At 61.7% G+C, this 25,943-nt stretch carries 22 protein-coding genes and 1 tRNA gene; 15 read left to right on the top strand and 8 right to left on the bottom strand.

The genetic code is table 11. The features are described from left to right. Positions 1–186: 186 nt before the first annotated feature. Positions 187–1,899 (bottom strand): amidase, encoded by a 1,713-nt coding sequence (locus H0I86_RS20655; protein ID WP_180921926.1) that lies wholly within the window; start codon positions 1,897–1,899, stop codon positions 187–189. Between the two features lie 429 nt (positions 1,900–2,328). Between H0I86_RS20655 and H0I86_RS20650 the strand changes: the two genes are divergently transcribed. Next, a tRNA-Gln gene (locus H0I86_RS20650) sits at positions 2,329–2,403 on the top strand. Positions 2,404–2,577: 174 nt separating this feature from the next. Here the strand turns inward: H0I86_RS20650 and H0I86_RS20645 are convergent. Both H0I86_RS20645 and H0I86_RS20640 read right to left on the bottom strand, forming a co-directional pair. After that, positions 2,578–3,240, bottom strand: a complete 663-nt coding sequence (locus H0I86_RS20645) for a glutathione S-transferase family protein (protein WP_180921924.1) — start codon at positions 3,238–3,240, stop codon at positions 2,578–2,580. Positions 3,241–3,323: 83 nt separating this feature from the next. Beyond that, positions 3,324–3,929: a LuxR C-terminal-related transcriptional regulator gene (locus H0I86_RS20640; protein ID WP_180921923.1), complete on the bottom strand. Its 606-nt coding sequence runs from the start codon at positions 3,927–3,929 to the stop codon at positions 3,324–3,326. A 113-nt stretch (positions 3,930–4,042) separates the two neighbouring features. Between H0I86_RS20640 and H0I86_RS20635 the strand changes: the two genes are divergently transcribed. Beyond that, positions 4,043–5,683 carry an ATP-binding response regulator gene (locus H0I86_RS20635; protein WP_180921921.1) on the top strand — a complete coding sequence of 547 codons (1,641 nt, stop codon included), beginning with the start codon at positions 4,043–4,045 and terminating at the stop codon, positions 5,681–5,683. Positions 5,684–5,883: 200 nt separating this feature from the next. Here H0I86_RS20635 and H0I86_RS20630 read toward each other — a convergent pair whose 3' ends face one another. Further along, positions 5,884–6,831, bottom strand: coding sequence for a LysR family transcriptional regulator (locus H0I86_RS20630; protein WP_180921919.1), 948 nt, complete (start codon positions 6,829–6,831; stop codon positions 5,884–5,886). Between the two features lie 141 nt (positions 6,832–6,972). Between H0I86_RS20630 and H0I86_RS20625 the strand changes: the two genes are divergently transcribed. Beyond that, on the top strand, positions 6,973–8,379 hold the full coding sequence (locus H0I86_RS20625; RefSeq protein ID WP_180921917.1) for an MFS transporter: 1,407 nt from the start codon (positions 6,973–6,975) through the stop codon (positions 8,377–8,379). 106 nt (positions 8,380–8,485) lie between these two features. Here the strand turns inward: H0I86_RS20625 and H0I86_RS20620 are convergent, their stop codons facing one another. Together H0I86_RS20620 and H0I86_RS20615 are read right to left on the bottom strand one after the other, a co-directional pair. Next, positions 8,486–9,265: a nucleotidyltransferase domain-containing protein gene (locus tag H0I86_RS20620; protein ID WP_180921916.1), complete on the bottom strand. Its 780-nt coding sequence runs from the start codon at positions 9,263–9,265 to the stop codon at positions 8,486–8,488. 113 nt (positions 9,266–9,378) lie between these two features. Continuing rightward, positions 9,379–9,969 carry a hypothetical protein gene (locus H0I86_RS20615; RefSeq protein ID WP_180921915.1) on the bottom strand — a complete coding sequence of 197 codons (591 nt, stop codon included), beginning with the start codon at positions 9,967–9,969 and terminating at the stop codon, positions 9,379–9,381. Between the two features lie 446 nt (positions 9,970–10,415). Here H0I86_RS20615 and katG point away from each other — a divergent pair, with 446 nt between their 5' ends. The 8 genes from katG to H0I86_RS20575 all read left to right on the top strand — a co-directional run bounded on the left by katG (position 10,416) and on the right by H0I86_RS20575 (position 21,402). Then, complete coding sequence (katG, locus tag H0I86_RS20610; protein ID WP_180921913.1) at positions 10,416–12,680, top strand: catalase/peroxidase HPI; 2,265 nt, start codon at positions 10,416–10,418, stop codon at positions 12,678–12,680. 589 nt (positions 12,681–13,269) lie between these two features. Beyond that, positions 13,270–15,801, top strand: coding sequence for a type VI secretion system Vgr family protein (locus H0I86_RS20605; protein WP_180921911.1), 2,532 nt, complete (start codon positions 13,270–13,272; stop codon positions 15,799–15,801). Then, entirely contained in the window at positions 15,798–17,498 is a 1,701-nt protein-coding gene (locus tag H0I86_RS20600; protein ID WP_180921905.1) for an esterase/lipase family protein, read from the top strand. The genes H0I86_RS20605 and H0I86_RS20600 overlap by 4 nt, the downstream gene beginning before the upstream one ends. Positions 17,499–17,590: 92 nt before the next feature. Then, positions 17,591–18,634, top strand: coding sequence for a T6SS immunity protein Tli4 family protein (locus H0I86_RS20595; RefSeq protein ID WP_506551576.1), 1,044 nt, complete (start codon positions 17,591–17,593; stop codon positions 18,632–18,634). Positions 18,635–18,898: 264 nt separating this feature from the next. Then, positions 18,899–19,936: a T6SS immunity protein Tli4 family protein gene (locus H0I86_RS20590; RefSeq protein WP_258019349.1), complete on the top strand. Its 1,038-nt coding sequence runs from the start codon at positions 18,899–18,901 to the stop codon at positions 19,934–19,936. A gap of 76 nt (positions 19,937–20,012) precedes the next feature. Continuing rightward, positions 20,013–20,273: a PAAR domain-containing protein gene (locus H0I86_RS20585; protein WP_180921902.1), complete on the top strand. Its 261-nt coding sequence runs from the start codon at positions 20,013–20,015 to the stop codon at positions 20,271–20,273. A gap of 181 nt (positions 20,274–20,454) precedes the next feature. Next, positions 20,455–20,820, top strand: coding sequence for an avidin-fold protein (locus H0I86_RS20580; RefSeq protein ID WP_038577565.1), 366 nt, complete (start codon positions 20,455–20,457; stop codon positions 20,818–20,820). 228 nt (positions 20,821–21,048) lie between these two features. Further along, positions 21,049–21,402 carry a BON domain-containing protein gene (locus H0I86_RS20575; protein WP_096374925.1) on the top strand — a complete coding sequence of 118 codons (354 nt, stop codon included), beginning with the start codon at positions 21,049–21,051 and terminating at the stop codon, positions 21,400–21,402. A gap of 193 nt (positions 21,403–21,595) precedes the next feature. On the opposite strand, the gene argC is transcribed toward H0I86_RS20575, so the two are convergent. Then, the gene (gene argC, locus H0I86_RS20570) at positions 21,596–22,522 is read right to left on the bottom strand and encodes an N-acetyl-gamma-glutamyl-phosphate reductase (RefSeq protein ID WP_180921900.1); all 927 of its coding nucleotides are present in this window, start codon (positions 22,520–22,522) and stop codon (positions 21,596–21,598) included. Positions 22,523–22,634: 112 nt separating this feature from the next. On the opposite strand from argC, the gene H0I86_RS20565 reads away from it, so the two are divergent. Continuing rightward, on the top strand, positions 22,635–23,519 hold the full coding sequence (locus H0I86_RS20565) for a LysR family transcriptional regulator (protein ID WP_180921898.1): 885 nt from the start codon (positions 22,635–22,637) through the stop codon (positions 23,517–23,519). 12 nt (positions 23,520–23,531) lie between these two features. Here the strand turns inward: H0I86_RS20565 and H0I86_RS20560 are convergent, their stop codons facing one another. Then, positions 23,532–23,903 carry a PH domain-containing protein gene (locus H0I86_RS20560; RefSeq protein WP_009044741.1) on the bottom strand — a complete coding sequence of 124 codons (372 nt, stop codon included), beginning with the start codon at positions 23,901–23,903 and terminating at the stop codon, positions 23,532–23,534. A gap of 461 nt (positions 23,904–24,364) precedes the next feature. Here H0I86_RS20560 and H0I86_RS20555 point away from each other — a divergent pair, with 461 nt between their 5' ends. Genes H0I86_RS20555 through H0I86_RS20545 form a run of 3 tightly spaced genes read left to right on the top strand, consistent with a single transcriptional unit; the run spans position 24,365 to position 25,934 of the window. Beyond that, positions 24,365–24,949, top strand: a complete 585-nt coding sequence (locus H0I86_RS20555; RefSeq protein WP_009049936.1) for a PAAR domain-containing protein — start codon at positions 24,365–24,367, stop codon at positions 24,947–24,949. Beyond that, positions 24,949–25,521 (top strand): type VI secretion system amidase effector protein Tae4, encoded by a 573-nt coding sequence (locus H0I86_RS20550; RefSeq protein WP_180921896.1) that lies wholly within the window; start codon positions 24,949–24,951, stop codon positions 25,519–25,521. The genes H0I86_RS20555 and H0I86_RS20550 overlap by 1 nt, the downstream gene beginning before the upstream one ends. Continuing rightward, on the top strand, positions 25,518–25,934 hold the full coding sequence (locus tag H0I86_RS20545) for a T6SS amidase immunity protein Tai4 family protein (RefSeq protein ID WP_180921894.1): 417 nt from the start codon (positions 25,518–25,520) through the stop codon (positions 25,932–25,934). The genes H0I86_RS20550 and H0I86_RS20545 overlap by 4 nt, the downstream gene beginning before the upstream one ends. The last annotated feature ends 9 nt before the right edge of the window (positions 25,935–25,943 follow it).

The following is a 25,943-nucleotide window of genomic DNA, read 5'->3' as shown; positions in this document are numbered from 1 at the left end:
CCGGGATGCACTGTTCTGCGTCTTGAGGGGGATGCCGCCAGCCCGGGTTCGAGCCCTGGCGAGATCGACTGCGGGCGATGCCTGCGGGCGATGAGTTTGCGCAGGCCGGATTGCCCAGGCTTGCCGTTGGCGGGCGGGATGGGTGCTGGTAATGCTCCAATCCCGCCGCTCAGGGTTACCTGCCGTTTACTTGCCTGCCACCAACGCCGGTGTGCGCGGCGGGATCAGGCGTTTGCTGCCGGTGGACTCGTAGGCCGCCGCCAGGCGCAGCAGGTTCGAGTCGTCGTAGGCGCGGCCGGCGAAGGTCAGGCCGATGGGCATGCCGATGTCCGGCATGACGCCCATCGGCACGGTGACCGTGGGCACGCCCAGGTGGCGGATGGCGAGGTTGCCGTTGGCCACCCAGACGCCGTTGCTCCAGGCGATATCTGCGGAGGCAGGGTCGACATCGGCATTGGCCGGGCCGACGTCGGCCACCGTCGGGAAGATCACCGCATCGAGCCCCAGCGTGTCCATCCAGTCCTCGAGGTCGATCTTGCGGGTTTGCTCCAGGCCGCGCAGGCCGTCGGGCACGGTGGGGATCTGGTCCCAGGGGGTGATGCCGCGTTCGGCCATCTTCACGTACTCGTCCATGCCGGCGGCCAGGTCGCCTTCGCGGTTGGGCAGGGTGCCGGGGTCGTGAGGGAAAATCAGCGGGCCGTCGACGTCCACCAGGCGATTGAGCTTCGGGTCGCCGTTGGCCCGCAGGAAATCATCGAAGGCCCAGGCGGTCAGGTCCCACAACTCGTGATGCAGGAACTCCTTGGACACCAGGCCGCGGTTGAACACCGTCGGCGCGCCGGGGCGATCGCCCTCGCAATTGGACACCAGGGGGAAATCCACTTCGAGCACATCGGCGCCGGCGGCTTCGAGCGCCTGGCGCGCCTGCTGCCAGAGGCCGATCACCGAAGGGCGGGTGTTGATGCGTTGCCCGGTCGGGCCACCGATCCCCGGTGCTTCGCTGGTGCCCGCCTCGGGGTCGGCGTTGATGTACATGCGCGGCACACCGAAGCGCTTGCCGGCCAGGGCGCTGCTGCCGACGGCCAGTTCCTGATAGGACGCCGGGCGTACCGAGGCCACGCTGGGGATCGGCACCCAGGGTTGCAGGCGCCACAGATCGCCACGGGTGTCCGGGTCTTCGGCGACCACCACGTCGAGCACTTCGAGCAGGTCGGCCATGGTCCGGGCATAGGGCACCACCACGTCCATGGTCGGGGTCAGCGGCCAGTTGCCGCGCACCGAGATCACCCCGCGCGAAGGGGTGTAGGCACACAAGCCATTGTTCGAGGCCGGGCCGCGGCCGCTCGACCAGGTTTCTTCCGCCAGGCCGAAGGCGGCGAAGCTGGCGGCGGTGGCGGTACCTGCGCCGTTCGACGAGCCCGAGGCGAAGGGCGCGGTGAGGTAGTCGGCGTTGTACGGGCTTTCCGCACGGCCATAGACCCCGCGTTGCATGCCGCCGTTGGCCATCGGCGGCATATTGGTCTTGCCCAGGCATATCGCCCCGGCGGCGCGCAGCCGTTCGATGGTGAAGGCATCGCGATAGGCGATCAGGTTGGCGAAGGCAGGGCTGCCGGAGGCCGCGGTGAGGCCCTTGACCAGGTAGCTGTCCTTGGCCGTGTAGGGAATGCCATCGAGCGGACCCAGGGTTTCGCCCCTGGCCCGGCGGGCATCGGAGGCCTGGGCTTCCTTGAGCGCGTCGGGGTTGCGCACCACCACCGCGTTGAGGGCGGTGGGGGTGTCGGGGCCGTCGTAGGCATCGATCCTGGCCAGATAGGCCTGGACCAGTTCGACCGCCGTGGTCTGGCCAGATTCGAGCGCGGCGCGCAGTTGGGCAATGGAAACCTCGGTGACTTCGATCATGCTGTTATCGCCGGCTGCTGATGGGTGATGTGGTGAAGGTTGCCATCACACTGGCGCTGGGGTTTGGGCGGCTTGGGCACATCGCTTATCTCACAATGGGTTTTCATATCGGTTCTCGTTGCGCGGCACGACGCGACTGGGGCTGGGCTACAACCTGAGCGGGGTATTTTGCACCAAGTTGCCGGCGGGGGAATCGCTAAACGCTTCGCCGTCGTTGTTGGCTGCTGATCGGGGTCTGGCGCCCGTCGTGTAGGGGTCCCCAAGCATCGGCGGTTTTTACCTCAGTCCTGGCCCAAAAAGTAAGTAGCTGTTTTAAAAACAAATTTATGCATTTGTGGCTTCACAAACGACGAAAAAGTTGATAAATTTCCGCGCGTTCTTGCAGAGTCCCCCCCGGGGCTTGCAGTGAAGGCAAGCAACATCAGCCATAGGGGCGTCGCCAAGCGGTAAGGCAGCAGGTTTTGATCCTGCCATGCGTTGGTTCGAATCCAGCCGCCCCTGCCATTTTCCTACCCATCCAGGTACCCCTCAGCCGCCAGGCATGAGGCGAGTCCTCCCGAAACACCCATCCTTCTGTTTTATCAAACGCTCCCGTAATGCCCCGGTATCCGTGTGGATGCTCAAGTGGCCGCTTTTCCTGTGCCCGGATCATCTCGTTATCTCGCCTTTGCCCGACTGCTAGCGAAAGCGCTGTGGGATGGCCTCGGCAAACGGGTAATGGACAAAGTAGGGGCGGGCTTCGTCGATGACTCGCTGGAACGAGGGGCGCTGTATCAGCCGCTCGAAATAGGCGCTCAGGTGGCGGTGGTCGTCGGTAAAGGCCACGAGCGTGCTGGCATAGAACAAGGCCGGGGCGGCGGCGCAGTCGGCCAGGCTGAAGTCCGGGCTGGCCACCCAGGTCCTCGAGGCCAGGCGCCGCTCGAGCATGGCGTATGCGCTCAGCAGGGCTGCGCGTTCCCGGCTCAGGTCGCCGTTGGCGCCATACAGGCGATCGGCGACTATCCGCTGCATCGGCCCCTGGACGTAGCTGTCGAAAAAACGGTCCCACAGCCGGACCTCCAGCGCACTCTCCCAATCATGGGGAATCAACGGCTGCTGGCCGCCATAGAACCGATCCAGATACTCGATGATCACACTCGATTCCGGCACATCGCGCTGCCGGGCGTGATCGCGGATGACCGGGAACTTGCCCAGTGGCCACAGGCTTTGCAGCTCGGCCCGGTCGGCGTCGTTGGCCAGATCGATGATGCGCTTTTCAAAGGCGACACCGTGTTCGTACAGGGCGATCAGCACCTTGTGGCAGAACGACGACAGCGGATGGAAATACAGGGTCAGCGGCATTTTCCGGTTCCTCGGTGAAGCAGGGAAACCCACACAGTATCGGCCTGCCTGGGTGGCCACGCGCTGGCAGGCGACGAGCCGGGCTACAGCCCCCCGGAATATTTCACCGCCGCCGCGGCCCGCGACGGCACGTTGAGGATGCGCAGCAGCGAAGACACATGGATACGCACGGTGAAGGGCGAGATCTCCAGTTCGCGGGCGATTTCCTTGTTGGTCTTGCCCTGGGCGATCAGGCGCAGCACCTCGAGCTGGCGCGTGGTCAGGGTGACGCCGGTGCCCAGGGGCAGCAGGCCGGAAGGGGCGAACTTGACCAGCACCTCGCCTTCGCGAATGGCCAGGACGGCCTGGCCGATCTCGTCCGGGGCGATGTTCTTGCCGATAAAACCGTCGACACCAGCGGCCATGACCTCGCCGATCAGCGCCTGGTCATCGACCATCGACACCACGATCAGGGTGGTGCGCGGCAATTGCTGGCGCAGTTCGGCCAGCTGGCTGACGCAGGTCAGGCCCGGAAAACGCAGGTCGAGGATCAGCGTGTCCAGCTCGTCGCCGGCCTGGGTCAAGGCGAGTACCCTGTCCAGGTCGCCGGCCTGTTCGATCAGCGCCTCCGGCAGCAGGCGCTGGACCGTGCGCAACATGCCCTCGCGAAACAGCGGGTGATCGTCGGCTATGATAATCCGGCATGCCATGGGGTGACTCTCCTTGGGTCGAGCTTTCCTTGAGGCAGCTACTTTAGCAGCGGGCCAGGCAACTGCCCGTGATTCGTGCTGGATACGACGACTGCCGCACAAGGATGTTCCCCATGAAATTCGAGAAAAACACCGAACTCGACCAGGCCAACCTGCGCACCATCGTGGGCAGCTGCGCCTTGGCCTATATCAGCGTGCTGGGTTTCCTGCCCGGGCAGCGGGTCGATACCTATCTGCCGATCGTGATCTATATCGTCCTGTTCCTGCTGCTGTCGATTGTCCTGCGTCAGGCCATCGTGCGCTGGCCCGGGCATTATCCGGCGCGGCGGGTCCTGGGCATGGTCTATGACTATACCGGCACTTCGTTCGGCCTGGTGGTCGGCGGGGAAGCAGCGCTGCCGCTGTACGCGGTGATGGTCTGGGTCAACCTGGGCAACGGCATGCGCTTTGGTTCGCGTTACCTGGCGATTGCCACGATCCTGGCGTTGGTGGCACTGCTGGCCATCTATCGCCTGACGCCGCTGTGGCAGGCGCAACCCTTCATGGTGCTGATGCTGTTGATCACCAGCACGGTGATCCCGGCCTACGCCCATATATTGCTGGAACGCACGCGCAAGGCGTCGGAGGAGGCGATTGCCGCCAACCTGGAAAAGTCGCGTTTTCTCGCCCAGGCCAGCCACGACCTGCGCCAGCCGATCCATTCCATCGGCCTGTTCACCGCCTGCCTGCGCGAGGCGCGCCTGGGCGACGAGGAGCGGCGTCTGGTGGACAACATCGACCGTTCGCTGCTCAACGTCTCGCAGCTGTTCCGCTCGATTCTCGACCTCTACACCCTGGACAACGGACGGGTGCAACCCAGTTACCAGGCCTTGCACCTGGGCGAATTCCTCGCCGACCAGCTGCGGCAGAACGCCGAAGCCGCGCGCTGGGCCGGGGTCGAGCTGCGCCTGCGCCCCTGTTCGCACTGGGTCCGGGCAGACCCGGCGCTGCTCGCCACCATGGTCCAGAACGTGTTGTCCAACTGCTTCAAGTACGCAGCGCGGCGACCGGTGCTGATCGGTGTGCGCAAGCGCGGTGCGGGGCTGGCCATCGTCATCTATGACCGGGGCCGGGGGATTGCCGAGGAGCATCTGCCGAACCTGTTCGAGGAGTTCTACCGGGTGCGCGAGCAACGGGACAAGGACGTTGAAGGCGTGGGCCTGGGCCTGTCTATCGTCAAGCGCCTGGGGCAGTTGATGGGGCTCGAGGTGGCGATCCGTTCGCGGCTTGGCCACGGCACCGCGGTGAGCCTGTACGGGTTGCCCCTGGTGCCACCGCAGCTGCAGGCGGCCAGCCTCGACGAGGCGCGTCAGGCGGGGCTGTTGACTGGTTTGAAGGTGTGCCTGGTGGAGGATGATCGCAATGTGCTGCTGGCCACCTCGGCCTTGCTCGAGCGCTGGGGCTGTGTGGTCCAGGCCGAGCTTTCCGGTAAGGATCTGGTCAGCGACTGCGACATCATCGTCGCCGACTATGACCTGGGCAACCACGCCACGGGCATCGAATGCATCGACAGCCTGCGCCGGCAGCGCGGCTGGGCGGTGCCGGCGCTGATCCTCACCGGCCATGAGGTCGAGAAGATCCAGGCCGCGTTGCACGACCGCAATATCGCCATCCTGTCCAAGCCGGTGCGGCCGGCCGAACTGCGCGGCAGCTTGCGTGCGCTGCGCCAGCAGTCTGCGTCGGCATCGGTGGCGGGGGTCATGCCCGAGGCGTGATGGCGCGGTTCAGCGAGCCCTGGCCGCATCCCTTGCCAGGACAAGGAGAGCGGCCGCAGGCGCGGGGCTTATCGCTTGCAGAGAAAGTCTTGGGTCACGATGGTTTGCAGGCAGGCCGGTGTTGCTGCTTGCCAATGTCGGTGTTCGGCCCAGGGCGACCAACTGAATGGTGCTGATCGACAAGTACTTCACCGCCAATTTCAAAAGCCCGGAGGCAGTGCTTTACCGGCCTCAGTAGTGGCATTTGCCGAATCGCTTCGCTCCCCGCAAACCTCCCGCACGCAGTCGCGCATCCAGCGATGCGCCGGGTCGCTGTTCATTCGCGGGTGCCAGAGCATGGACACGGTGATTTCCGGCATGGCCACCGGCAGGGCGAAGCTGTGCAGGCCACCGCGCAGGTTGTGGGTATGGCGTTCGGGGACGGCGGCGATCAGGTCCGAGGCGCGGACCAGCGCCAGGGCGGCGGAGAAACCGCCAACGACGGTGGCGATCTCGCGCGCCAGGCCTGCCGCCTGCAACGCGTCGTCCACCAACCCGCGACCTGGGCCCTGGCGCGATACCAGCACATGCTCGCCGGCGGCGTAACGGGCGGCGCTGATCGGCCCGCTGCTCAGTGGATGGCCGTTGCGCACCACGCCGATAAAACGATCGCGGAACAGTGCGCGGGTATGGATTTCCGGGCTGGCGTTGGCGCCCACCACGCCGGTGTCGAGGTCGACCGTGCCGTCGCGCAGGGGCGTGCTGTCCTTGCTGGTTTTCTGCATGAAATGCAGGCGCACCCCGGGGGCTTCGGCACGCAGGCGAGCGACCAGGGCCGGGCCGAAATTCTCGACAAAACCGTCGCCGCTGCGCAGGGTGAAAGTGCGCACCAGGCGCTGCAGGTCGAGCCGTTCGACAGGGCGCAGCATGGCTTCGGCGTCCTGAACCAGGTGGCCGACCCGCTCGCGCAATTCCAGGGCGCGCGGGGTCGGCACCAGGCCGCGGCCGGCGCGCACCAGCAGCGGGTCGCCGGTGGTTTCGCGCAGGCGCGCCAGGGCCCGGCTCATCGCCGACGGGCTCAGACGCAAGCGCTGGGCGGCGCGCGCCACGCTGCCTTCGGCGAGCAGCACGTCGAGGGTGATCAGCAGATTGAGATCGGGTGTGGACATGGCGGCGGCCCCGTCTGGCGTAGAAAGTGATATGGCGTCAGACGCACGAATAACCTGCAAGGGCTGCGCCTTCCGCCATGTTAGACCGTGGGCTAGATTGGCGACAGCGCCGTTTCGCGCAGGTCAGAGAGGGAGTGCAACGTGAAGCCAGTCAATGCCGGAGCAGAGCCGGAAACGGTGTCAGTCAGCTGGGCGCTGGCCAGCCTGTCGCTGTCGATGTTGCTGGCGTCGCTGGGCACCAGCATCGCCAACGTCGGCTTGCCGACCCTGGTGCAGGCGTTCGGGGCGAGCTTCCAGCAGGTGCAGTGGGTGGTCCTGGCCTACCTGCTGGCGATGACCGCGCTGATCGTCAGTGTCGGTCGGCTCGGCGATTTGCTGGGACGACGGCGCCTGCTGCTGATCGGGATCCTGCTGTTCACCCTGGCCTCGATGCTTTGCGCCGCCGCCCCGACGCTGGGGTTGCTGATCGGCGCCCGGGCGCTGCAGGGCCTTGGCGCGGCGATCATGATGGCGCTGACCCTGGCCCTGGTCGGCGAGACGGTCAGCAAGGCCCGCACCGGCAGCGCCATGGGCCTTCTGGGCACGATGTCGGCGATCGGCACCGCCCTCGGCCCGTCCCTGGGTGGGGTGTTGATCGCCGGGTTCGGCTGGCAGGCGCTGTTCCTGGTCTGCGTACCGTTGGGCGGGCTGACTTGGGCGCTGGCTTATCGGTATCTGCCGGTTGGTATTCAGGCGCGGGCCCTTGAACGAGGCGCTTTCGACCCCCTGGGCACCTTGCTGCTGGCCTTCACATTGCTGGCCTACGGGCTGGCCATGACCCTGGGGCGCGGCCATTTCGGCCTGCTCAACGTTGGGCTGCTGGTAATGGCGCTGGTGGCGGCTGGCCTGTTTGTCTGGGTGGAGGCGCGGGTGGCCGCGCCGCTGATACGCCTGGCGCTGTTTCGCGACGCGGCCTTGAGCGGCAGCCTGGCCATGAGCGCGCTGGTCTCGACGGTGATGATGGCGACGCTGGTGGTCGGGCCTTTTTACCTGGCCCACGGGCTCGGGCTGGAGGCGCTCGGGGTGGGCCTGGCGATGTCGCTCGGCCCCTGTGTCACCGCATTGAGTGGCGTACCGGCCGGACGCATCGCCGATCGTTTTGGCGTGCGACCGATGATCCTCGCCGGTCTCGGCGCCATGGCCCTCGGTTGCCTGATGCTGGCGTTGCTGCCCGCGAGCCTGGGCATTGGCGGTTATCTGGCGCCTATCGTTGTCACCACCCTGGGCTATGCAATGTTTCAGACTGCCAATAACACCGCGGTGATGAGCGAGGTGGGCGCCGAACAGCGCGGGGTGATCTCCGGCCTGCTCAACCTGTCGCGCAACCTCGGGCTGATCACCGGCGCCTCGCTGATGGGCGCGGTGTTCGCCGCGGTGGCCGGCGACCTCGCCACGGCAAGCGCCGAGGCTGTCGCCAGCGGCATGGGGTTCACCTTTGCCCTGGCGGCGGGGCTGGTGGCGCTGGCCAGCCAGCTGGGCTGGCGGCGGGCGGTGGATTCGGCGGCCTAGCCCGGAGGCAGCATCAGCATAGGCTTGCCCGCGATGACGTCATGTCATTCGACGCAGAAGGTCGACCCTGTCGCGAGCCACCTATCGGCCGCTACAGATAGGCCGTTCAAGCCTGAGCGCTTTCCCCCGCCAGCAACGCACTGTAAGCCCGCAGCCGCTGCACGAACTCATTTACCGAACCCTGGGGCACATAGGCCTGTTTGAGGAAGAACGCGGCGTACTCGGCCATTCCCGGTTCGGCCGCGGTCAGCAGCTGCGCATGCTCCTCCAGGGTGGTCGGCCAGCCGCGTTCCTGCTCGCCGCGCAGCAGGTTGGCCGAGCGCAGCGCCTTGCGCGCCGCGGCCCGTTGCAGGCGTTGTTGCTGCAAAGGTTCGCGGCTCTGCTCCAGCTGTTGCGCGTAGCCTTCCAGCACCTGGGGGAAATCGCCATTGAGCGCCAGGGCGATGGTCCGGCTCGGGCGGAAGGGTTCGAAGCGCAGCCCCAGGTCATTGCCCCAGATGCAGCGGCACTGATGCTTGAGCCAGAACCCCCAGCGGTAGCGATTGTCGGGCGCCAGCACCTCGCTGAGCACGCCGATATCGAAATCGATCTTCGACACCTCCGGGTGCCGCGCCTCCAGCGCTTGCCGAGTTTCCTCCAGCCGCTGGCGTTCCTCGGGGCTCGGCGCCCAGGCCAGGACCAGGGTCGCATCCAGGTCGGAAGTATCCGGCCGCGCATCGCCACGGGCCACGCTGCCGTACAGGTACAGGCCATCGAGCAGCGCCGGAAAACGCCGCGAGAGCATCGCGCACAGCTCATCCACCAGAGGGCTGAACGCCGGTTGCAACGGCTGGTCGGGCAGGGACTGGATAAAACCTTCGGCGTCGACGCCTGGGTACTGCGACATGGTGATCTCGATGGGGCAATGGCGATGAAAGCAGCCCGGCCAGGCGGGCGGTTGGCAGACAGTCTGGCTGACTTCACGGATCGCGCAAGCCAGCGCGGTTCAGCGCCACGCCATCACGGGTCGAGGCTCGCCAGATCGTTACCGAGCGGCGTCGGCGACTCGCCGCTGATCGCGCACAGCAATGCGCTGATGGTTTGCCCCTCGACCGTGCCGTGTTCTTGCAGCAGGTCCGCCACCGCGCCGACCGCCGGCCAGTAGCGATGCACCAGGCAGCTGGCGCGGGCCATGGCCCGGGATTCGGCGTCGAGCAGCTTGCGCGGCGGCAGCAGGCTGATCAACTCATGACCGCGACTCAGGTCGCCGCGGCCGCTGCCTTTTATCAGCCTGTCGGATCGGCCATGGCGGTAGATCGCTTCGGCCACCGGGCCGGCAAAGCAATGCAGCAGGTCGCGCTCGATGGACTCGACCATCGACGGCAGGTATTCGGCGATCCCCGGGGCATCGAAGGCGGGGCGCGGGACCAGGTAATCGGCTTCCACCAACCCCTCTACATAGCGCGGGTTGCCGCGCAGGTCGAGCATCGGACCAGCGGCAGCTTCGGCCCTGGTACGCACGCTGACGCGGGCGATCGGCTGACCGTTCCACCAAAAGGCCAGGGCGTGGCCGGCTTCATGGATGGCCGTGCAACGCGGGCGCTGGTTCATGGTCTTCTCCCGTGCTCGGTACGCGTCGGGCGGACGAAAAGGCGGGGCAGCAATCGGAAAAAAACCGCCTGTGGCGCCCCCCGCGGGCGCTGTCCCTATCATCGGCTTCGGCCTTGGAGGCCGGGTAAAAGATTGTCCCTATCAACAACCAATAGTCCGGCTATTAGCGATCCGCCACAGAGGGGCTAGCCTTAATTCAGCGCTGGCGTGAGCCGGCCGGATGAGACCTGATCGAGAGATAACGAAGAACGAGTCAGAAGCGTACCGGGCTTACCGTGGGCCACCGTCCTGGCAACTCGCTTGCCGCTCTGCAGCATGCCCTGTGGCCGCCCCCCTCAGTTGAGCGAACTGTGAGCCCCGCAACCTATGTCATTGCTTTCGCCTGTCGCTATTGAGCGCCCCTCCGGGCCGGATAGCTGGATGAACACGACCAAAGGTAGCTCCTCATGGCAAACGAATCGAAATGCCCGTTCAACCACGCCGCCGGCGGTGGCACGACCAACCGCGACTGGTGGCCGAACCAACTGAACCTGAAGATCCTGCACCAGCACTCGTCCCTGTCCAACCCCATGGGCGAGGACTTCAACTACGCCGAAGCTTTCAAGCGCCTGGATTTCCAGGCCCTGAAACAAGACTTGCATGCGCTGATGACCGACTCCCAGGACTGGTGGCCCGCCGACTTCGGCCACTATGGGCCGCTGTTCATCCGCATGGCCTGGCACAGCGCCGGCACCTACCGCACCGGTGACGGGCGCGGCGGCGCCGGTTCCGGCCAGCAGCGTTTCGCGCCGCTCAACAGCTGGCCGGACAACGTCAGCCTGGACAAGGCGCGCCGCCTGCTGTGGCCGATCAAGCAGAAGTACGGCCGCAGCATCTCCTGGGCCGACCTGATCGTGCTCACCGGCAACGTCGCCCTGGAATCCATGGGCTTCAAGACCTTCGGTTTCTCCGGCGGTCGACCGGACGCCTGGGAGCCGGATGAAGACGTCTACTGGGGGGCGGAAAACAAATGGCTGGGCGGCGACACCCGCTACGGCAAGCCGGATAAGGCCGCCATGCAAGAGCCCGGCGAGGGTCAGTTGGTAGCCGAGCCGGGCAATGAAGAAAGCCGCACCGACCAGGGGCGCAACCTGGAGAACCCGCTGGCCGCGGTACAGATGGGCCTGATCTATGTGAATCCGGAAGGCCCCGAAGGCAATCCGGACCCGGTCGCCGCGGCGGTGGACATCCGTGAAACCTTCGCCCGCATGGCGATGAACGACGAAGAAACCGTCGCCCTGATCGCCGGTGGCCACGCCTTCGGCAAGACCCACGGCGCCGGGCCCGCCGACCATGTCGGCGCCGAACCCGAAGCCGCCGGCCTGGAGCAGCAGGGCCTGGGCTGGAAGAGCACCTTCGGCACCGGCAAGGGGGGCGACACCATCACCAGCGGCCTGGAAGTGACCTGGACCACCACGCCCACCCGCTGGAGCAACAACTACCTGGAAAACCTGTTCGGCTTCGAGTGGGAACTGACCAAGAGCCCGGCGGGGGCGCACCAGTGGACGCCGAAAAACGGCGCCGGCGCCGGCATCATCCCCGATGCCCACGACCCGTCCAAGCGGCGCAACCCGACCATGCTGACCACCGACCTGTCGCTGCGCTTCGACCCGATCTACGAAAAGATCTCGCGGCGCTTCCTGGAGAACCCGGACCAGTTGGCCGACGCCTTCGCCCGCGCCTGGTACAAGCTGATCCACCGCGACATGGGCCCGCTCTCGCGTTACCTCGGCCCGGAAATGCCCAACGAAGAATTGCTGTGGCAGGACCCGATCCCCGCGGTGGACCATGCCCTGGTCAATGACAGCGACGTCGCGTCCCTCAAGGCCAAGCTGCTGGCCTCGGGCCTGTCAGTGTCGCAACTGGTGTCCACCGCCTGGGCGGCGGCCTCCAGCTTCCGCGGCTCCGACAAACGCGGCGGCGCCAATGGCGGGCGTCTGCGCCTGGCCCCGCAGAAGGACTGGCCGGTCAACCAGCCCGAGCAACTGGCCAAGGTGCTGGCGACCCTCGAAGGGATCCAGAAGGACTTCAACAGTGCGCAGTCCGGCGGCAAGAAAATCTCCCTGGCCGACCTGATCGTGCTCGGCGGCAGCGCCGGCATCGAACAAGCGGCGAAAAACGCCGGCCGCGACATCACGGTGCCATTCTCCCCAGGGCGCATGGACGCGAGCCAGGAGCAGACGGACGTCGAGTCGTTCGGTTTCCTCGAACCCATCGCCGACGGCTTTCGCAACTACCTCAAGACCCGCTACCGGGTACCGGCCGAAGCGCTGCTGATCGACAAGGCGCAACTGCTGACCCTCAGCGCCCCGGAAATGACCGCGCTGATCGGCGGCCTGCGCGTGCTCGACATCAACGTCGGCCACACCCCCCACGGCGTCTTCACCACCCGGCCGGGAGCGCTGACCAACGACTTCTTCGTCAACCTGCTGGACATGGGTGTGGAATGGAAACCGTTGTCCGACGCCCAGCAAGAGTTCGAAGCCCGCGACCGCAAGACCGGCCAGGTCAAATGGACCGGCACCCGCGTCGACCTGGTCTTTGGCTCCAACGCCCAACTGCGGGCCTTGGCCGAGGTCTACGCCAGCGCGGATGCGCAAGAGCAGTTTGTGCAGGACTTCGTCGCGGCCTGGGTCAAGGTGATGAATCTGGATCGGTTTGATTTGAGGTGAGGGGGAGGGCGCTTTTGTGGTCTGGAAACAGGGCTCTCGACCTGATGATTCAGGTTGGGGGCCACAGACCAGGGAGCCGCGTTATAACCCTTGTTTTGAACGTTTCTGACGCCTCCCAGTGTGGAGGCGTTTTTCTGTTCGCGGGGTGGCGATTGCCTGGGCATTTTGGACAGTGCAGGGGATATCCGCTTCTTATAGACGTCGACAACCTGACCACTCAAGTGCATTTGATGTGATCCGGATCAGGCTTTTCTTACCGCAGTTTTGGATAATTCCTATCCCTATCCTTTCGTCTCTTTGGGTATGGTGGCAAGCCTGATCTGGACGCCTCATTGGATGGCCACACGTCCAGCAAACCAGGCTTCGAGAACATGCAGATGGTGCGAGCGTAGAGTTGATCTTCGCGCACTTTTGCAAATAGGCTACTGCCCTGACGAGTTACCCGGGCATACGAACCGGGCTGGAATGTTCAGCCGTAGCCAGACCAGGCCCAGGTATCCGTCCAGGTAGTACAAGGCGCGGTTGGCGCTCGGCATTGGACGCCATCTTCATACCTGACGCCTCAATACATTGACCAAGGATGAGTCATATGCGTCAAAGGGATTTGAGATTCACCTTCTCCGTGCCGTCCGGCCGGATGGAGTTCGAGGTCGTAGCGTTCACCCTGGAAGAAGCCATTAGCGAGCCTTATCGGCTGACGCTCGAACTGGCCAGTGACAACCCCGCCATCGATTTTGCCCAGATCCTCGATCAGCCGGCGTTGCTGACTATCTGGCAAGGCTCCACGGCTGTCCGCCATGTCCACGGTTTGGTCTCCAGCTTCACCCAGGGCAAAACCGGCTTTCGGCGTACCCGCTACCGCGTCGTGGTCGAGCCGCAGCTTGCCCGGCTTGGCCTGAGTTCCAATTGGCGCATCTTCCAGCAGAAAAGCGTGCCCGAAATACTCAAGTCGGTGTTGGCCGAGCACGGCATCCTGGACTATCAGCAGAACACCCATACCGAGCACCTGCCTCGCGAATACTGTACCCAGGCGGGGGACACTGACCTTTACTGGTTTGACAGGCTTTCTACGGAAGAAGGTTTGTTCTACTACTTCAAATCCGACGCGACCTCTCACACGCTGATCCAGAGCGACAAGCTCTACGTTCAGGAACGCATCCAGGGTGAGCCGGTGCTGTACAGCACGCAGCCGGCTGGAGACGCTGAACGGCCTGTGCTGTACGCGTTCAGCTACACGGAAAACGTCCGCACGGCCGAACAGACTCAGCGCGACTACACCTTCAAGCGTCCCGCGTTCAACCAGCAACAACGCCTGGTCGGCGAGGATCTGGAACACCAGGCTCCACACTATGAGCGCTACGACTATCCAGGACGCTACAAGGCCAGCGCAGCAGGTAAACCCTTCACTGAAAACCGCCTGCGGGGCCACCGTCGAGATGCCCAGGTCGCGATGGTCGAAGGTGACGATCCGCGCCTGATTCCAGGCCTTTCCTTCCAACTGACCGGCCACCCCCGGGAAGACTTCAACCGCTGGTGGCGATCGGTCCGAATCACCCACAGAGGCGTGCAGCACGCCAGCCAGCAAGAAGAGTCCGCCGACGCTGAAATGGGCGTGAGTTACGACTTCACCGCCGAGATCATTCCCGAGCAAATGGAGTGGCGCCCGGTACCTCTGCCCAGGCCCCGTATCGACGGGCCGCAGATCGCCAGCGTGGTGGGCCCGGAAGGCGAGGAGATCCACACCGACGAGTTTGGCCGAGTAAAGGTTCAGTTCCCCTGGGACCGAGAGGGTAAGGACAACGAGTTCAGCTCCTGCTGGATCCGGGTATCACAGAACTGGGCCGGTGCTGACTGGGGCCACATGGCGATCCCGCGCATTGGCCAGGAAGTCATAGTCGACTACCTCGATGGCGACTGTGACCAACCGATCATCACCGGCCGTACTTACCGTGCGAGCAACATGCCGCCGTACCAACTGCCAAATCACAAGATCCTCAGCACCATCAAGAGTAAGGAATACAAAGGCAGCCGCGCCAACGAATTGCGTATCGACGACACCACCAAGGAGATCAGCGCCGCGCTGATGAGCGACCACGGCAGTACCGCACTGCACCTGGGGTACCTGACTCACCCGCGCCCCGACGGTGGCGCGCCGCGGGGTGAAGGTTTCGAGCTGCGTACCGACGAGCATGGTGCGTTGCGCGCGGCCAAGGGGCTGCTGCTCAGCACTGAAGAGCAGTTGAATGCCAATGGTGGGCATTTGAACCGGGCGGTTGCTGTTCAGGTATTGGAGGCGGCTCTGCAGCTGGCCAAGGACTTGGGTGACTATGCTGCGGACCATGAGGGTGTAGGTCATGACACCGCGCCTCAAAAGACGCTCAGTGACGCGGTTCGCGATCTGGGGCATGGGGCCAACGATGAATCGGGCAAAACCAACGGTGGTAACCCCGCCATTGCCCTGAGTGGTCAGGCCGGTATCGCTGCCGTGTCTCCTAACAGCGTCACCCTGGCGGCTGGCGAGCATATCGACAGCGTGGCCCAGCAGAACCAGCAACTGACGTCAGGGCAGAAGTTTGTGGTCAACGCCGGCACCGACCTGGGGTTGTTCGCGCAAAGTGGCGAGATGCGCCATATCGCTCACCAGGGGCCAATGTTAGTGCAGGCCCAGAAGAACAACATCCGCGTGGAGGCGGATCAGAGCGTGGAAGTCAGCGCGAGCAAGCAACACGTGCTGATTGCGGCAAAGGAGCACATCACGCTGATGTGTGGTGGCGCCTACCTTACCCTCAAGGGCGGCAACATCGAGCTGGGCATGCCAGGCAACTTCATTGTCAAGGCGGCCAAGCACAGCCTGATTGGTCCTGCACACGCCTCGACCACCTTCAACACCTGGGACTCCACGCCGTTTGACGATGCCTTTGTCCTGCGTGACGAAAACACCTTGGAGCCCCTGGCCAATACGGCTGTGGAGCTGCTGCGTGGCGACGGAGCCCCGCTTAAGCTCACTACCGATGCCCAGGGTCGTTTGCCGAGACAACAGGACCTGGCAATGGATCGGGTTCAGATGCGGGTTCTGGCCAAGGGAGCCAGTACCAAGGGTGACAGGGAGTCCACCACATGAGCAGCGAAGCGAATACCCAGGAAGTGATAGTCCCGCGCGCGCGCGACAACCTGGGGCGTCCCATCTACACCAGTCAGCTCACCCGCACCGAGGATCAGCGCGACAAGGTGTTGCTGGTGAAGCAGCAGGTCACCATTCCGGTGATTTTCATTCCCGGCATCATGGGGACCAATCTGCGCAACAAGAAAACCTTGAACAGTGTCTGGAGTCCGCCCAATGCGTCGTTCAGCTTTGGCGATATCGCGGGTGCTCTAGGGGCATTGTTTGTCTGGGGATTCCGAGGTCCGAAAAGACGACAGGAGTTGCTCAAGGCCGATGATGTGGAGGTCGATGATCGCGGAACTGTCGACCCCGGCGCATCGGGGCTGAGCGAAGAGGCCGCACGGATGCGCGGCTGGGGCAAGGTCATGCGCACCTCCTACAACCCGATCATGGCTTTGCTGGAAAGCCGGCTGGACCATATCGTCAAACAACGCGAGCTTCAGGGATGGTGGAAAGCTGAAAGCCTGCGCTCGCCTTCCGACTATGGCGAAGAGTTGGGCAGTGCCGCTCCCCTTAGCAGCGAAGAGCTGACTATCGCGGGCAAGTATCAGTTCGATGTCTGGTGCGGGGGCTACAACTGGCTGCAATCCAACCGCCAATCCGGCCAGGACGTGCGCGACTATATCGAGAACACAGTGCTGCCTTTCTATCGCGAGAAGGGCGGGGTCGATCCTGAGCAACTGGCCCGGACCAAGGTCATTCTGGTCACCCACTCAATGGGCGGTCTGGTTGCCCGGTCCCTGACCCAGCTCCATGGCTATACGCGGGTGCTGGGCGTGGTTCATGGCGTGCTACCTGCCCTTGGCTCATCGGCCATCTATCATCACGTGCGCTGTGGCTACGAAGGGGTGGCCCAGGTTGTCCTGGGCGCCAATGCCGGTGAAGTGACGGCGGTCGTGGCCAATTCACCCGGCGCGCTGGAGCTGACACCCTCCGCGGAATACCGAGGGGGGCGTCCCTGGCTGTTCCTGTGCGATACCCAAGGGCAGGTCATGAAGGACATCGATGGCAACCCCCGGGCTTACCCTCAGCATGGGGACCCTTATGAGGAGATTTATAAGAGTTCGGCTTGGTATGGGTTGGTGCCAGCGCAAAATACCAAGTACCTCAACATGTCGGATAACGCCAGTAATGACGACGTGATGGGACCACGAGTAGTTTTCAGAAGGCTGATTGACTCTGTAGCCAAATTCCATCGTGAACTTGCGACGGTAGGGTATTACCCCGAAACCTACGCTCACTATGGTGCCGATGACTCCCCTGACAGGCACAGTTGGCGGGACATGATTTGGCAAGGCGATTCATCGTCCCTGGAGTCGTCCGGCTCTACCGTCAAGGACGATGAGAACGGCAGTTACAACGGTTGGTTCCGCCGTGGCCTGCCTGCTGTCGTCGAAGGTCCACTGCGGTTTGCCATGACACAGGAATCATCCGGCAGCGGTGGGGACGGAACCGTACCGACCGACTCGGGCCTGGCCCCCGGCAAAGCCGGCATCAAGGCCAGCTTCCGCCAGGGCGGCAAGGGTGTCGGGCAGTACAACACCGACAAAGGCTACGACCATCAAAACAGCTACAACGACAAGCGTGCTCAATGGGCCACGCTCTATGGCGTTATCAAGATCGCCCAGAACGCTGACTGGGCAGGAGGTTCGTGATGCGCCTACGCCAGATTTTCACTGCTCTCGGCATGGTTGCCTTGGCCAGTATCACTAGTTGCACATCATTCTCCTCTTCTCGGAACCCTTCCATGGACAAGACCGGATGGATCACTCATTGCTTTGGCAGATTTTTGATCGATTTACCGCCCCAAGCGGAAATCAGAGCGGGGTATTACTTGCGTGGGCAGGTTATTGAGCCACTAAAGGACGATCTCGCTGGACTCATATCCAGGATCGATCAGCACGAGCAGGAGCTTAAACGGCAGCAGCATGATACGAAGGGGAGCATGTTTGTGCGCCGGTATGATCTGGGCAGAGGTTCAACCGGGATATTGTCATGGGCTTCCGATGCCAGCATCGAGTCGTATTACCTGTACGCCTATGCTGTTTCAGAACCGGTGTGGCAGCCTTATTACTGGAGGATTGAGATGGAGCCAGACCGCGAGCCTCGTGGCATTGAGGTCGCGAAGAATCTGGTACGCGATCTTCGTTCCCGCGAACCCAATGAAATTCCCTCCGAGCCTGGATTTTGTATGGATCGTGGTTATATCGCAGGCAGTCACTTCCAGAGCGAGCGTTTCGATATTGGCGTGACCTTCCCGGATCATCCCGGTGCTCATTTCGAATTCACTTCCAGCACCGGTGCCGAAGAGGATCGCCTGTTGGATCGAGTGGGTGGTTTCCTGGCAGGTGCTGCCAGGGCTGTTACGGGTATCGAGACCCTGCGTAAAAGGGAGCGGGGCGGGCCGGTTCCCGCTGACGAGTACCTGTTGGCTGGCACCGACAAGGGGCAACGCATCTATACGTTCGCCTGGGAAGCCCAGGGGAAAGACGGCTCTGTCTCCGAGCCAAATATCTCAGCTGCGCTTGGCGTACTCGAACGTAGCCCTGACAGCAGCGGCAAGCTGCCAGCGCCTCCATTCAAGTCAGACCGGGAAGCGCTGGAGTTATGGGACACCATCATTGACTCCGTCCGCTTGCGCCCAGTGTCTTCTGCTCCGCGTGGCAGTAACGCCGGCAGCCCCTCTCCGGCTGCCCCAGCGGGGAGTACGAAAGCGATGGATGACGATTACGCCATCGAGAAATTCCTGGCCGACTTGAAGCCGAACAACAGCTGGATGGATGAGCTGTAAGAGCTTCGTAGGCATCAGGACTTGTTGTGACAGAGGGCACTTGCCTCTCTGGATCATTGCTCTTCATACCCGACACTTTTCCTTCGGCGGGCATAAAACCTGTCGAGGGAGAGGTGTCTGGTTAGGCCACAGAAAAGGAACAGGTGTGGACATCATTCGAGACGATGAGAACCGCAGGGGTAACAACCGGTTTAGCCAAGACTTGCCATCGATTGTCAAAGTCCCTTTGTGGTCTACCCAGAGGGCTGGCTGGGTAGAAGATTCATGATGCGCATGCATCAGTTCTTCACGGTTCTGGGCATCGTCGCCCTGACCGGTATAACCAGTTGCGCATTACTTCCTTATTCTCGGAACCCTTCCATGGACAAGACTGGGTGGATCACGCATTGCTTTGGCAGATTTCTAATTGATTTACCACCCCAAGCGGAAGTTAGAGCGGGGTACTACCTCTGGGGTGATAACATCGAAGCGCTCGACGAAACGCCAGTCACTCTGGCTGCCAGGGTTGATCAGCGTGAGCAGGAACTGAAGGCACAACCACATAGAAGGCAACAAGGTAGCCTGTTTCTTCGCCGACTAGACCTTGGGGGGAATTCGACAGGGCTGCTTTCCTGGAAATCCAATGCCAGCACAGCGATGTATCTGTTGGATGCTTACGCTATTTCCAGACCGACATGGCGTGCTTACCGGTGGATGGGAGGTGTATCGAAAGATCGTGAACCGCAGGGCATTGAAAGTGCCACTTCTCTAGCCCACAGCCTACGTTCTCGCGAAGCCAATGAAATTCCCTCAGAGCCTGGCTTTTGTATTGAGCGAGCCTATATCGCGGGTAACAGCTTTCAAGGAGAGCGGTTCGATATTGGCGTAACTTTTCCTGAGTATCCTGGGGTTCATTTCGAATTCACCTCCAGCACCGGTGCCGAAGAAGATCGCCTGTTGGATCGGGCAAGTGGTTTCCTGGCAGGTGCCGCCAGGATGGTGTTAGGGATCGAGACCCTGCGCAAAAGAGAACGTGGCGGCGCGGTTCCAGCCGACGAATACCTGTTGGCCAGTACCGACAAGGGTCAGCGCATCTATACGTTCGCCTGGGAAGCCCAGGGCAAAGATGGTTCGATCACCGAGCCAAACATCTCCGCCGCGCTTGGCGTACTCGAACGTAGCCCCGACAGCAGCGGCAAGCTGCCAGCGCCTCCATTCAAATCAGATAAAGAAGCGCTGGCGCTATGGGACACCGTCATCGGCTCCGTCCGCCTGCGCCCTGTGTCTTCTGCTACGCGTGGCGGTAATGCAGGAGGTTCCTGAATACTCATCCTTCGGTAGGCACAATGCCCGCTGAGGGAGAAGTGTCTGGTTATGCAACGGAAAGAAAGGAGCAGATATGGACATCATTCGACTCGGTGATTCCACCAGTCACGGCGGCACTGTGATTGAAGCGTTCAACCAAACCGACCTGAATGGCAAACCCATGGCCGGCGTCGGGCACAAGGTCACATGCCCTTTATGTAAAGGCGTGTTTCCTATTTCCGAGGGCAGCGCACTGCTGGATGTTGGCGGTATTCCCGTGGCGCTCGATGGGATGAAAACTGCCTGTGGAGCCAACCTGATCGCCAGCGGTCCGAAAGGAGACGCTGAGAGTTAGTCAGATAAAGGTGGGCGTTTTTTGTTTGTATGAAGGGCGTAGTGACTGTTGGGTGAGCGCAGACTTTCTGGCGCTTCGGGTGATGTGAGTGGCAATTCGCTGCGCCTTCATCGGTTGCGGCAAAATGGCTTAGGTAATCGAAGGCTGGAACTGAACATCTCGACTAACAGGACGCACATTTATGGAAACTCCCTTTTCTCAAGTCAGCGAGCGTTTGAACAATCGTCGGTTTACTGTCGCGAACAACGCCCAAGGGCTATCCGGCGCAGGCACGGTATTTCATTACCGTGTCGAGGAAGATGCCATTTTCAGCACTTACCAAGGTGGGCGGATTCGCATGGGGAATCAAGTCGGGCGCGTGACAGGCCCCGATACCATCGAGCTTCTTTATCAGTGCTTGACGACGGACGGCGAGATGCTTGCCGGCTGGTCGCGTGGCACGGTGGGTGTTGATCAGGCAGGACGTACCACGCTGAGCTTCGTATGGGGTTGGTTGTCGGGCGCGACTGGGGGAGGGGAGTCGAACTACGTCGAGCTTGTCGCGTAGTGGTTAAGGTTCTTTTGATGATGCTTGCGTCCATCAGCAGCACCATCGGGCAGCCCTCGCACACGGCCCCTGAGCGTACCCCACCCCCGAACTATAATTAACAAGCACCTCATTTGCCCGGCGAGTACCGCTACGCCCATCTGTTACCCACCACGCTCACCCGCCAGGCAGAGGGCAGTCCAACCAATGGGACGGGACGCCCAACTGATTACGCGAGAGGGGCCCGCCATGAAACTTCATTCCTTCCAGCATTACTCCCATGGCCTGGAAATGGCCGTTCACGATGCCTGGATCACCACCAAGGTGAAGTCGGCCCTGGCCTTTGCCGAGCCGACCCGCGGCCTGCATATCAATGTCAAAACCCATGCGGGCAGGGTCGCCTTGAGTGGTCGGCTCAACACCCATAAACAGTGTGAGCAAGCCGTCAGCCTGACTCGTGCGGTGCAGGGCGTCGTCGATATCGATGCCAGTGACTTGCTGACCCATATGTTCAGGCCGGGAAGCACGCCTGAAGCGCCCAACGCTGAAGAAAGCAGCGAATACCCTTCGCCGTCGTCGACGAAGAAGGACGACAACAAATGACGAAGGTGATTGCTTGAGCGTCGCGCCGGGAAAACTGGCCGGCGCTGGGTTCGATAGCCCTTTTTGCAGGGTCTCAGGAGGATCATCAGCACGCAGAAAGCCCCACCTCAGCCGGTGGGGCTTTTTTATCAGGCACCAAAGGCAGCATGAAACCAGGCTATATCCGGCCAGTTGCAACGCGCAGGCAATCCCTTCAGCCCTGCGCGGCCAGCATCAAATCCAGATTCTCTACCGCCGCCCCCGCCGCGCCTTTGCCCAGGTTGTCGAACACCGCTGCCAACAGCACCTGCCCCTCGCCCTCAAACACCATCAAGCGCATACCGTCCGTATCGTTCAGCGCCTGGGGATCAAGGCCCGTGAGTTCTTGTGCATGCCGAAGCGACATCACCTGTACACAACCGCTTCCGGCGTAATGCTGCTCCAGGCAGGCATGGATACGCGCGGCATCCACGCCGGGGGCGAGCAGGCGTAGTTGCAGTGGAACGGTCAGCACAATGCCCTGGCGAAACGCACCGTAGGCCGGGACAAACAGCGGCCGTTCGCTCAGGCCGCTGTGTTGCTGGATCTCCGGCACATGTTTGTGGGCCAGGCTCAGGCCGTAGATCTGGAAAGGGGCGGCTTTGGAAGCATCCGGCCCTTCGTGTGTTTCGACCGCGGCGCGGCCGCCGCCGGAGTAGCCGGAGATGGCGTTGATGCTGATCGGGTAGTCCTGCGGCATCAGCCCGGCTTGCAGTAACGGACGGAGCAGACCGATCGCGCCGGTGGGGTAGCAGCCGGGGTTGCTCACGCGTTTGGAGGTGGCGATGCGTTGTGCCTGTTGCGGGTGCATCTGGGCGAAGCCGTAGGTCCAGTGGGGGTGGGTGCGGTGCGCCGAGCTGGCGTCGATCACCCGCACGGCCGGGTTGCGGATGCTGGCGACGGCGTCGCGGGCGGCATCGTCGGGCAGGCAGAGCAGGGCGATGTCGCAGGCGTTGATGGCTTCGGCGCGGCGTTGCGGGTCTTTGCGCTGGTCGGCGGCGAGGGTCAGCAGGTGCAGATCGCTGCGGCCGCGCAGGCGTTGATGGATCTGCAACCCGGTGGTGCCCTGGTCGCCGTCGATAAATACGAGGGGTGTGCTCATGCTGTGTGCTCGCAAGCCGGAAAAGTTGAGCAAATCTTCCGGCGGAAGCTGAAATAGAGAAAGTTGAATTTAATAACGCTAAGCTTCAGTTTTTCTGAATCTGGAGCGAGCCATGCGTGAAATCAGCCTCGACCGGTTGCGCACCCTGGTGGCGATTGTCGACCTCGGCTCCTTTGCCGAGGCGGCCCGCGCGCTGAACCTGGCGCCGCCCACGGTCAGCCTGCATATCGCCGACCTGGAGACGCGGGTGGGCGGTTCGCTGTTGTCACGCACCCGCGGCCGGGTGCAGCCCACGGCCATTGGCGAAACCCTGGTGGAGCGCGCGCGGCGCTTGTTGGCCGATGCCGAGCAGGCGCTGGAGGATGTGCAGCACCAAGTGTTGGGTCTGGCCGGGCGGGTGCGCCTGGGGGCCTCCACCGGCGCCATCGCCCAATTGCTGCCCCAGGCCCTGGAAACCCTCGGCCAGCGGCACCCGGGCATCGACCTGCAGGTGGCGGTGCTGACTTCCCAGGAGAGCTTGAAGAAGCTCGCCGAAGGTTCGCTGGACATCGGCCTGGTGGCCTTGCCGCAAACCCCGGTCAAGGGTTTGCGCATCGAGCCCTGGCGCAAGGACCCGGTCATGGCTTTCCTGCCGGCCCGCTGGCAGTGCCCCGACCCGGTAACCCCGCAGTGGCTGGCGGCCCAACCGCTGATCCTCAACGACCACAGCACCCGGTTGTCGCGCCTGACCTCGGAGTGGTTCGCCCTGGGCGGGCAGCAGCCCACGGCGCGCATCCAGCTCAACTACAACGACGCGATCAAGAGCCTGGTGGCCGCCGGTTATGGCGCCACCTTGCTGCCCCACGAAGCCGCCACGCCGCTGCCCGATACGCGGATCGCCATGCGCCCGTTGTTGCCGCCGCTGTGGCGCCAGTTGGGCATTGCCCATCGGGACGGCGAGGTGGAGCGCTCGACCCAGCATGTGCTGGAGGTGTTGTGGGGGCTGAGCGCCGATTGACGCCTCGGCGTTCTAGCCCAGCAGATGCCTGGAAATGTGCTTCGAGATTTCCACCATCGAAGTCTTGCCGGTGAATTCGAACTTCACCTGGCCCAGCGACGAAAAATAGATCTCCAGCTCGGAGTCCAGGTCGAAAGTGCCGGAGGTTTCCACCGAGTAAGCGACGATGTTTTTGTAGGGCAGGGAGGTGAAGTCCTTTTTACTGCCGGTGATGCCCTGCACGTTGACCGCGATGATGCGCTTGTTGGTAAACACCACACCGTCGCGCATGGCTTTATAGGCATCGATCACCTGTTCGCCTTCCAGCAACAGGTCGCTGACCCGTTCCGCGTATTCGTCGTTTTGCTTGAGCTTGAAGAAGCCTTTGTTGTTGAAGTCGATCATGGGTGAGTCCTCATTCTTGAAGTGAGCTTCCAGGGGGGGCCTAAGGGTTATCGGACCTTGCCAAGGTGCTACTAGCACCAATGTCCTGCTTCGAATAAGTGAATGCCTACTCTTGGGACCGCCACGTACCAGATCAGGTACGTGAGCACTGTCAGGATGAACAGTTGGCGCCAGATTTAGAACGGCTGACGTTTATTTACATTCATGGATCTGAATTCCTTTTCTCCATTTGGCGGGAAGATTATCCATTTTCTTAATTATGGCCTTTGTTGTGAGTTCTCCGTTTGGATATCGAAGGGCAGCGTTATACCAAGAGTATGCTGATAATAGATGGCTGCTTTGGATATATCCTGGTTGGCTTTCAGATTGTTCCGATTGATTTCTGTCCCGAATAAATAATTTATGAAGAGGTTGCTGTTTTGGTTTGAACGCGACTTTTTTGTAAATAAAGGAGACTTAATGTGGGGCGGAAAATGATTGGGCTTGGAGCGCCAACATCGACTGGAGGGCGTGTACTGGAAGGTAACGTAGGTATTGATATCGATGGCTCGGTCAGTACGGCGTCAGTAGGACATATCGCAAGCTGCTCTGCTTGTAGTAAAGGCAAAGGGCCCATAGTAGCCGTGGGACCCAGAACGATTACCTTGCCTGCTGGATTGGTCGCTTTGGAAGGTGACTACGTTGCCTGTGGCTGCCCACCTCTTGTTAATACTTTAATTTCTGCACAGTCCTCTGTGTATGGTGGGGCTGAGCATAATAGTGCCGGCTTCATGGCCATTGCCGGGGTTCTGAAAAAGCCGAGGTTGATCAGAAGAATTTCTTTGTCATATGGAAGTGAGCGGATACCGCTTGATGCGGTTTCGCGATTTTATGTTGACTTAAATATTCATGTAGAGACTTCAGGGTATGCAGCTGGCGAGATAGTGACTGTGGATTTAAGCGGCGATATTGAGCGGACCTTGTCGGCAGTAGTTGGAGAGGATGGTGTCGCTGTTATTTCTGAGGCTTTCGCCGGTGAGCGAATTGACATGGAAGGGGAGATGTAATGGCCAGGATAGTCATGAACTCGGGAGAAGTGTCCTCTACGGCTACGATCAAAAGACCACGTTTCAGTGACTTGTGGTCTGCCTATGCTGAAGTAGGGTATAGGGAGGCGGGGGCTGTATATGAGCTTGTTGGAGGTGAGGCTGCTGCATTGAGAAGGCAAAAGCCTATTGATTATTCAAACGCTTGCGCTCTTAGAATGAGCAGGGCTTTCAACAATGGAGGTTACAGGATTCCACGGGGTACGATCATTAAGAATAAGGCCATTTATAGGGTGCGCGGGGACGATGGGATGCCCTACATTCTACGGGTCCATGACATGATCGATTTCCTGGAGTTTAATTGGGGGAAGCCGGATCTGGTTATGGCTCCCGGTAAGGATAAGGATATATCCGGGAAAAAGGGATTGATCATTGTCGAGGTTTCTGGCTGGAATGATGCCAGGGGGCACGTCGTTCTTTGGAATGGAAAAGAGACTAGTGACGGTTCTGACTACCAGCGTCTGGACAGTCATGCCTATGAAAACTCCACGGCGTCACTGGTAAAGACCAATTATTGGGAATTGAAAGGATGAAACGGATTTTAGCGGTATTGCTTTTGACCGCAGGCAATATGGGTAGCGTCGCTTACGCTGGGGTTGATGTTGCAGCGGCCCGGCAGTCGTTGAAGAATTATGGTCTTGGCTATTGCATCGTTAATCAGTTTAAAGATGAGTCCGATGTGAAGAGCGATATCGAGTCGGCTATTGGCGCCTATTCCTTCATGGGGAGTGGTATGCACAGCATTCTTCAGAATGAAGACACCCTGGAGACTCTGCATAATCCTTATGATGCAACGACGGATTTTGTATTTTCCATGTATGAAAAAACCCAAGCCAGTAGCAAATATACGGATAGGAAAGTTGTATTTTATGCCTGCCTCGATATCTATAACTCCAAGGCGTTTGACGATTTTATCAAGACGCAGGACCCGTACATTACACAATGATGGGTAAAG

This window comes from Pseudomonas chlororaphis subsp. aurantiaca (genome assembly GCF_013466605.1).
GTDB classification, from domain to species: Bacteria; Pseudomonadota; Gammaproteobacteria; order Pseudomonadales; family Pseudomonadaceae; genus Aquipseudomonas; species Aquipseudomonas chlororaphis_I.
This window is presented reverse-complemented; position numbering and strand designations above follow the sequence as displayed.

Coding starts and splice junctions, on each gene's coding strand:
- H0I86_RS20655 (WP_180921926.1), bottom strand. CDS start 1,899: ATGATCGAAGTCACCGAGGTTTCCATTGCCCAACTGCGCGCCGCGCTC.
- H0I86_RS20645 (WP_180921924.1), bottom strand. CDS start 3,240: ATGCCGCTGACCCTGTATTTCCATCCGCTGTCGTCGTTCTGCCACAAG.
- H0I86_RS20640 (WP_180921923.1), bottom strand. CDS start 3,929: ATGGCATGCCGGATTATCATAGCCGACGATCACCCGCTGTTTCGCGAG.
- H0I86_RS20635 (WP_180921921.1), top strand. CDS start 4,043: ATGAAATTCGAGAAAAACACCGAACTCGACCAGGCCAACCTGCGCACC.
- H0I86_RS20630 (WP_180921919.1), bottom strand. CDS start 6,831: ATGTCCACACCCGATCTCAATCTGCTGATCACCCTCGACGTGCTGCTC.
- H0I86_RS20620 (WP_180921916.1), bottom strand. CDS start 9,265: ATGTCGCAGTACCCAGGCGTCGACGCCGAAGGTTTTATCCAGTCCCTG.
- H0I86_RS20615 (WP_180921915.1), bottom strand. CDS start 9,969: ATGAACCAGCGCCCGCGTTGCACGGCCATCCATGAAGCCGGCCACGCC.
- katG (WP_180921913.1), top strand. CDS start 10,416: ATGGCAAACGAATCGAAATGCCCGTTCAACCACGCCGCCGGCGGTGGC.
- H0I86_RS20605 (WP_180921911.1), top strand. CDS start 13,270: ATGCGTCAAAGGGATTTGAGATTCACCTTCTCCGTGCCGTCCGGCCGG.
- H0I86_RS20600 (WP_180921905.1), top strand. CDS start 15,798: ATGAGCAGCGAAGCGAATACCCAGGAAGTGATAGTCCCGCGCGCGCGC.
- H0I86_RS20595 (WP_506551576.1), top strand. CDS start 17,591: ATGGACAAGACCGGATGGATCACTCATTGCTTTGGCAGATTTTTGATC.
- H0I86_RS20590 (WP_258019349.1), top strand. CDS start 18,899: ATGATGCGCATGCATCAGTTCTTCACGGTTCTGGGCATCGTCGCCCTG.
- H0I86_RS20585 (WP_180921902.1), top strand. CDS start 20,013: ATGGACATCATTCGACTCGGTGATTCCACCAGTCACGGCGGCACTGTG.
- H0I86_RS20580 (WP_038577565.1), top strand. CDS start 20,455: ATGGAAACTCCCTTTTCTCAAGTCAGCGAGCGTTTGAACAATCGTCGG.
- H0I86_RS20575 (WP_096374925.1), top strand. CDS start 21,049: ATGAAACTTCATTCCTTCCAGCATTACTCCCATGGCCTGGAAATGGCC.
- argC (WP_180921900.1), bottom strand. CDS start 22,522: ATGAGCACACCCCTCGTATTTATCGACGGCGACCAGGGCACCACCGGG.
- H0I86_RS20565 (WP_180921898.1), top strand. CDS start 22,635: ATGCGTGAAATCAGCCTCGACCGGTTGCGCACCCTGGTGGCGATTGTC.
- H0I86_RS20560 (WP_009044741.1), bottom strand. CDS start 23,903: ATGATCGACTTCAACAACAAAGGCTTCTTCAAGCTCAAGCAAAACGAC.
- H0I86_RS20550 (WP_180921896.1), top strand. CDS start 24,949: ATGGCCAGGATAGTCATGAACTCGGGAGAAGTGTCCTCTACGGCTACG.
- H0I86_RS20545 (WP_180921894.1), top strand. CDS start 25,518: ATGAAACGGATTTTAGCGGTATTGCTTTTGACCGCAGGCAATATGGGT.